General features: G+C 68.9%; 3 protein-coding genes. All 3 read right to left on the reverse strand.

The annotated features are described in order from the left end of the window. Positions 1-3,814: DUF6443 domain-containing protein (locus VAE54_RS02145; protein ID WP_322800286.1), on the reverse strand; the 3,814-nt coding region annotated here is incomplete at its 3' end. 42 nt (positions 3,815-3,856) lie between these two features. Further along, the gene (gene rpmB, locus VAE54_RS02150) at positions 3,857-4,042 is read right to left on the reverse strand and encodes a 50S ribosomal protein L28 (RefSeq protein WP_322800287.1); all 186 of its coding nucleotides are present in this window, start codon (positions 4,040-4,042) and stop codon (positions 3,857-3,859) included. A 77-nt stretch (positions 4,043-4,119) separates the two neighbouring features. After that, the coding region (locus tag VAE54_RS02155) for a DNA gyrase subunit A (protein WP_322800288.1) at positions 4,120-6,137 on the reverse strand (2,018 nt) is incomplete at its 5' end.

The raw sequence follows: 6,137 nt of genomic DNA on the forward strand, positions 1-6,137 counted from the left end.
CCCGGGTCTTGCGGCCGAGGGAGGCCCCATACCCGGGCTCATCGTAAGCGAAGCCCACCGCATACCCGGAAGGCCCGGGGTCCGGGGGCGGATTGTAAGAGGCGCCGTCGGGGACGTTCGGAGTATACGTCTTGCCTTTGAGCCGGTTGAGGGGATCGTAATAGAAGTTCACCGCCCAGCCCCGGGCGTCCACCTGGGCAATGAGATTCCCGGCCGGGTCATAGCGGTAGAACCAGGTTCCCATCGTCGGGTCGTCCATTCGCGTCTTGCGGCCCAACGGGTCGTAGGCGATGCGGATCCGGTGGCCCAGGGGGTCCCGGACGTCGGTGAGGCGGTCCAGGGCGTTGGAACGGTAGCGGGCGACGGCGAGGGGCTCGGCGGCGAGGGTGGGGGCGGAGAAGGCCCCTTTGAAGGCGTAGACTTCGGCCAGGCGGCCCAGGCCGTCGGTGCACCGTAAGGTCTGGTGGCCGTTGGGATCGAGGGCCAGGACGCCGCCATCGGCGTAGGCGTAGCGGGTGACGGCGCCGTCGGGGGCGGTGACGGCGAGGGGGCGGCCCAACGCGTCATACGTGGTGCGCACCCGGGGGGCGTTGGGGTCTGGATCCCGATAAGGGGTGACCACTTTCCCGTCCGGGGTGGTGGCGTAGGTGTATTGAGGGACGAAATAGGGCAAGCTCTCCTCGGCCGCCCGGCCCAAGGCATCGTAGCGGGTGAAGGTCACGATCTCCTGCCCGCCGCCGCTGCAGGTCCAGCCCGGCCCCGGGGTCTGGCGCTCCACCTGCCGGCCCAGGCCATCGTAGTAGAGCCGCTCCCAGAAGGCCAGCCCGCCGGCGCACCAGGCCAGGCCTGGGGTTCCGCGGACCAGGCGCACGACCATCAGGGGCCCGCGGTCGGTGAAGGGGAAGTCCACCCCGTCGTAATAGCGCCACTCCTCGGTGGGGAAGTCCCACGTATCCCCGGGGCGCACCACCGTCCGCAGCCGCCCGAAGGGGTCGTAGGTGTAAGCCGTGGCCGCGCCGTTGGGGTCGACGATCCGCTTCAAAGCCCCCACCGGCTCCCGCCCGGCGCCGGGGTCGCTCTCGTTCACCCCGTAGTGTTCATAGCGGGTGGTGTGCCCCAGGGGGTTGCGCTCCCACACCCGGTAGACGCCGCTCGGATCATAGCCGAACGTCGTGGTAAAGCCCCGGGCGTCGGTGAGGACGGTGGGGTTGCCATAGACGTCGTAGGCGGCCTGTTCGGTGACCCAGCCCCAGCCTTCCTTCCCCCGATCCACCCGGGTGAGGAGGCCTTTCGTGGGTGGGGTGGTGAAGGAGGCGGCGCCGTCGTAGAAGAAGCGGGTTTCGGTCTGCAGGGCCGCCCCGCCGGTATCCTCGGTGGTCCCCTCGTAGACCCGCTCCCAGGCGACTTTGTCCAGGATCCAGGCGGTGGGGTTGTAAGCATAGCCCCGGTGGGTGGCGCGCTCGTCCCCCGAGACGTCCAGGAAGCCGTGCTCGAAGACGGCGGTGACGTTCCCGTAGGCGTCATAGCGGTATTCCGTTCGGGCCGTGCGGCCGTCGGTGGTGGTCTCCTGGCGCCGGAGGAAGACGAAGTGCGCCCCGCCCAGGGTGGAGGAGATCCCATACGTGGAGGCGATGTCCTGAAGGACCGCTCCGCCCGGATCCCGAACCTGGTGTTCCCGCGGCCTTCCGCGGACGGGCCAGGGGTCGCTGGTGGGGCCCTCGGGCAGCGCAAAGCGGGTCCATTCCACCCGCTGGGGGATGCCGGCGAGGTCCTGGAACGTCACCGTGACCTCCCGGTAGCCCAGGAAGGGGCCGCCGGTGGGGCCGGTGAAGCCATCCGGCCAGGTGCAGCCGGTCTGGTCCTCGCCCCAGAAGAGATAGCAACGCCCCCGGGGGTCGCCGCTGTAGGCGTAAGTCTCCTGCCATCCCCCGCCCCGGCCGTCGGTGACCGTCCGCCGGGCCACCCGGTAGTTCTTCGCCTGCCAGTAGCCCCCGTCGGGGGTCTCGTAGCCGATCTCGATCCTCCCCCCATAGCCGTTGTCGAGGCGGGTCAGGCGGGGGTGGAAAAAGCGGGCCTGGTCCCATTCGGAGCAGGGCTGGGCGAAGACGTTGCACCCGTCCTTATTGGGATACCCGGTGTAGCCGAAGGTGAAGGGCGGCAGGGCCTTCCAGCCATTGCCCTCGGGGGCCCATTCCTGGAGGGCGGTCAGGATCCGCAGGCGCTTGTTCGTCTCATCCTCGGGGATGAAGGTCCCGTAGGTGAAGCGGATCTCCCGCACGGGCTGCCAGTTTCCGTCCCCTCGCCTCCGCTCCACCACGACCCTCTGCACGGCGTCGGTCTGCCAGAAGAGGGCGGCCATCCCGGCGGAGGCGAAATCCCCGCGGTAGGCCGGCGCCCCGAAGCCGTCGTTGGGCCCGTTGCCGTTCCAGCGGCGGTCCCAGAGGATGCGCACCCGCGTCCCGGGGTATTCCATCTGCATCCAGTAGCTGGCCCGCTCCGAGCCGGGGTCGTCTCCGAAACAGCCCTCATGGCTTCCGATGAAACCGGCGGCCCGGAAGAGGTCGCACTGCTGGGCCAGGGTCTGCTCGGCGTAGGAGAAGGTCACGGTGACCCCGGTGGGGAAGGCGATCTCCTTCACTCGCCAGCGGGCCGTGGCCGCCCCCGTCGTCCAGCCGCTGCCGGTCCAGGGTCCGATGCTCCCCCGCAGGGTCTGGCGGCTGTCGGGGGTGGTCCCGAAGCGGTAGCGGGTGCCGTCCCGGAGCGTCACCTCCCACCACCCGTTCTCCGGCCCCGGGTTCCATTCGATGCGCCAGAACCGCTCGTCCTCCGTGCGGAAGCGATAGGTCGCGCTCCCTGGCCCGAGATACTGGGCGCGATCGGGCAGCGGGGCCTCCGGCACCAGCTTCACCGCCTCTCCCTGCAGCACCAGCAGCGGCACCGGGTCCCAGCACAGGTAGAAGTTCGCGCCATCGAAGCATCGGCGGACGTTGCGCCACACGATCTCGGCGACATCGAGGCTCCAACCCCAGCCCACCCCGTCCGACTGGGCCCAGGTCAATACCCCATCCAGCCGGCGGCTGTTGTAAGAGAGGCGCAGATCCGGCCGGCTGCCCCCCGGCCCCGGCGGAAGGTCGAGGGGATAGGCCCACACCAGGGCGCCGGCGAAGCGGTCCACCCGGGTGTCGTGGAAATTCAGCACCCATCCGCTTTCCTTCACCCCCGCGGTGCCGGCGCCGAAGATCGAGAGGTGGTCGGTGGTGAACGCGAGGATCCCCGCTTCCTCTTCCACGAAGGTAGGGCGGAGGGGGATCCATCGGCCGGTCTGCTCGTCCCGATACCCGACCCAGGGGCGGAGCCAATCCGGGCGGGAGGCCCAGTTCACCAGGTCCCCCAGCCGCAGGGTGACGGTGAGGGGGGCGGCGAAGCGGGAGAGGGGGGCGCCGCGGGGGTCGGCGGCGGTGAGGTCGAAGACGAGGGCCAGGCCGGCCTGGCCGGCGCCCAGGCGGCGGATCGCCCGGGCGGCCAGGCGGAGGCGGGCGATGGGGGCGACGGGGGGCACCTCCACCGTGACCCGCCCGTCGAGGAAGCGGGCGGCCGTGCCGGGGGTGACGGGGATCTCCTCGGGCGGCGGCAGGGAGGGGGCAGGCGCAGGCGGGGTGGGCGGCGGCAATGGGCTCTGGAAGGATGGCGAGGCCCGAGACCAGGATGCGATCCGTCCAGGGGCGGAGGCGGAGGATCTCGGGGGGAACGCCAGGGGCTGCCCCACCAGGCTCATCACCCCGATCATCGCCACCAGGGAGCGCCATTGGACCATCGCTCACCTTCAGAAGCCGGGTGACGGGATCGGATCAGAGGATCAGGCCCGGGCCTTATGCAGGGTCTTCAGGCATCGGGTGCAGATATGGATCCGTCGGGTGACGCCGTTTATGGTGACCCGCTTCTTCTGGACGTTGGCCATGAACCGTCGGTGTTCGGCGTGATGGGAGTGGCTGACATAGTTGCCGAAGGCGGTTCCTTTCCCGCAGATCTCACACCGCGCCATCTCGCTTTCCCTCCATTGCCGCGTGATGCGTCCGCAAAATCCCGGCCTTGAGATTTTACCGGGGTGAATCCTCTTCGTCAATCGGTTTCCTTCAGAGCGCGGATCCGGGCCATGGAAGCGATCCGGTCGGCCTCCGTTAGGGCGATGAGGCGGCTCCCCCGGGTCCCTCGCCCGGCCTGAGGGATCTCCGCGACCGGGATCCGGATGGCCATCCCGTTGGCGGTGAGCAGCACGATATCATCCCCCGGCTGCACCACGCGCGCCGCAGCGATCTCCCCGATCTCCTCCAGGCGATCCGCGATCGTCCGTACCCCCCCTGTGGCCCGGCCCTTCCGAGGATACTGGGAGATGGGGGTGCGCTTTCCGAACCCACCCGTCGTGACCACCAGGAGCTCCCCTTCCGGATCCGCCCGATCCAGGGCGATCACCTGGTCCCCTGCCTCCAGCCGGATGCCGCGCACGCCGGCGGCTGCCCGGCCCATCGGGCGCACCTCGGCCTCCTCAAAGCGCAGGGCCTGCCCGCGGGCCGTGACCAGGAGGAGATCCCCGGCGCCGTCGCTGAGGCAGACATCCTGGAGCACATCGCTTTCCTCCAGCTGGATGGCCACCAGCCCGGTGGATCGGGTGGTGAGGAATTCATTCAAGGGCACTCGTTTTACCTTCCCGAGGCGTGTGGCCATCACCAGATAGCGATCACCCCCATCGGCTTCCGTCCCTTCCATCCATGCCGGCGATACGGCCACAGCGGCGGTGATCCGTTCTCCCTCCGCCAGGTTGATCAGGTTCACGATGGGAATCCCCCGCGCGGCGCGATCGGCATCCGGCACCTCGTAGGCGCGGATCCGGTAAGCCCGGCCCTGATCGGTGAAGAAGAACAGGTAATCCAGGGTTCGGCAGGCGAAGACGCCGGCCACCGCGTCATCCTCATCGGTCGCCATGCCGGTGACCCCGCGCCCGCCCCGGCCCTGAGGCCGATAGGCCGAAACCGGCACCCGTTTGATGTATCCGCGCTGGCTGAGGAGCACCAGCACGGGCTCGTCCGGGATCAGATCCTCGACCGTGAACTCGGCCGTCGCCTCAGGCAGGATGCGAGTGCGTCGAGGATCGCTGTATTTCTCCTTCAGATGCTGGAGCTCCTCCCGGATCACCCTCAGGATCTTGTGGGGATTCATCAGCAGGGCCTCCAGCTCGGCGATGCGGGCCACCAGGCCCTGATATTCTTCCTCCAGCCGTTGCCGTTCCAGCGCCGCCAGCCGCCGCAGGGGCATATCCAGGATGGCCTGGGCCTGGACCTCTGTGAGGCCGAAGCGCTCCATGAGCTGAGCTTTTGCAGTCTCCGCGTCCGGAGCCTGGCGGATCAGGGCGATCACCTCGTCCAGGAACTGGAGGGCGATCCGAAGCCCCTCCAGGAGGTGGGCCCGCGCCTTTGCTTTCTCCAGGTCATAACGGGTCCTCCGGGTCACCACCTGGATCCGATGCTCGATGAACAGCTGGAGGATCCGCTTCAACGAGAGCACCCGCGGCTGGCCGTCCACCAGGGCCAGCATCTGCACGCCGAAGGTGGTCTGGAGGGGCGTGAATTTGAGCAGCTGGTTGAGCACCGTTTGCGGCCGGGCACCCCGTTTCAGCTCGATCACGATGCTCAACCCGTGGCGATCGGATTCGTCCCGGAGATCGGCGATGTCATCGATACGCCCCTCCCGGACCAGCTCGGCGATCCGCTCGATGAGGGCGGCCTTGTTCACCTGATAGGGCAGCTCCGTCACCACGATCCGCCAGCGCCCGCCTTTCATCTCTTCAATTCGCGTCACCGCCCGGACCACCAGGCGGCCGTGGCCGGTGGCGTAAGCTGTCCGGATCCCCTCCTGGCCCAGGATCAGCCCGCCGGTGGGGAAATCGGGTCCGGGGATGAAGCGCATGAGATCCTCCACGGTCACCTCATCCCGCTCCTCCCAGCGGTCGATCAGATACAGAAGGGCGTCGCAGACCTCGCTCAGGTTGTGGGGGGGGATGCTGGTGGCCATCCCCACCGCGATCCCCGCGGCCCCGTTGATCAGCAGCTGCGGCGCCTTCGCCGGCAGCACCACCGGCTCCT

This window comes from Thermoflexus sp. (genome assembly GCF_034432235.1).
In the GTDB taxonomy this organism is placed as follows: domain Bacteria; phylum Chloroflexota; class Anaerolineae; order Thermoflexales; family Thermoflexaceae; genus Thermoflexus.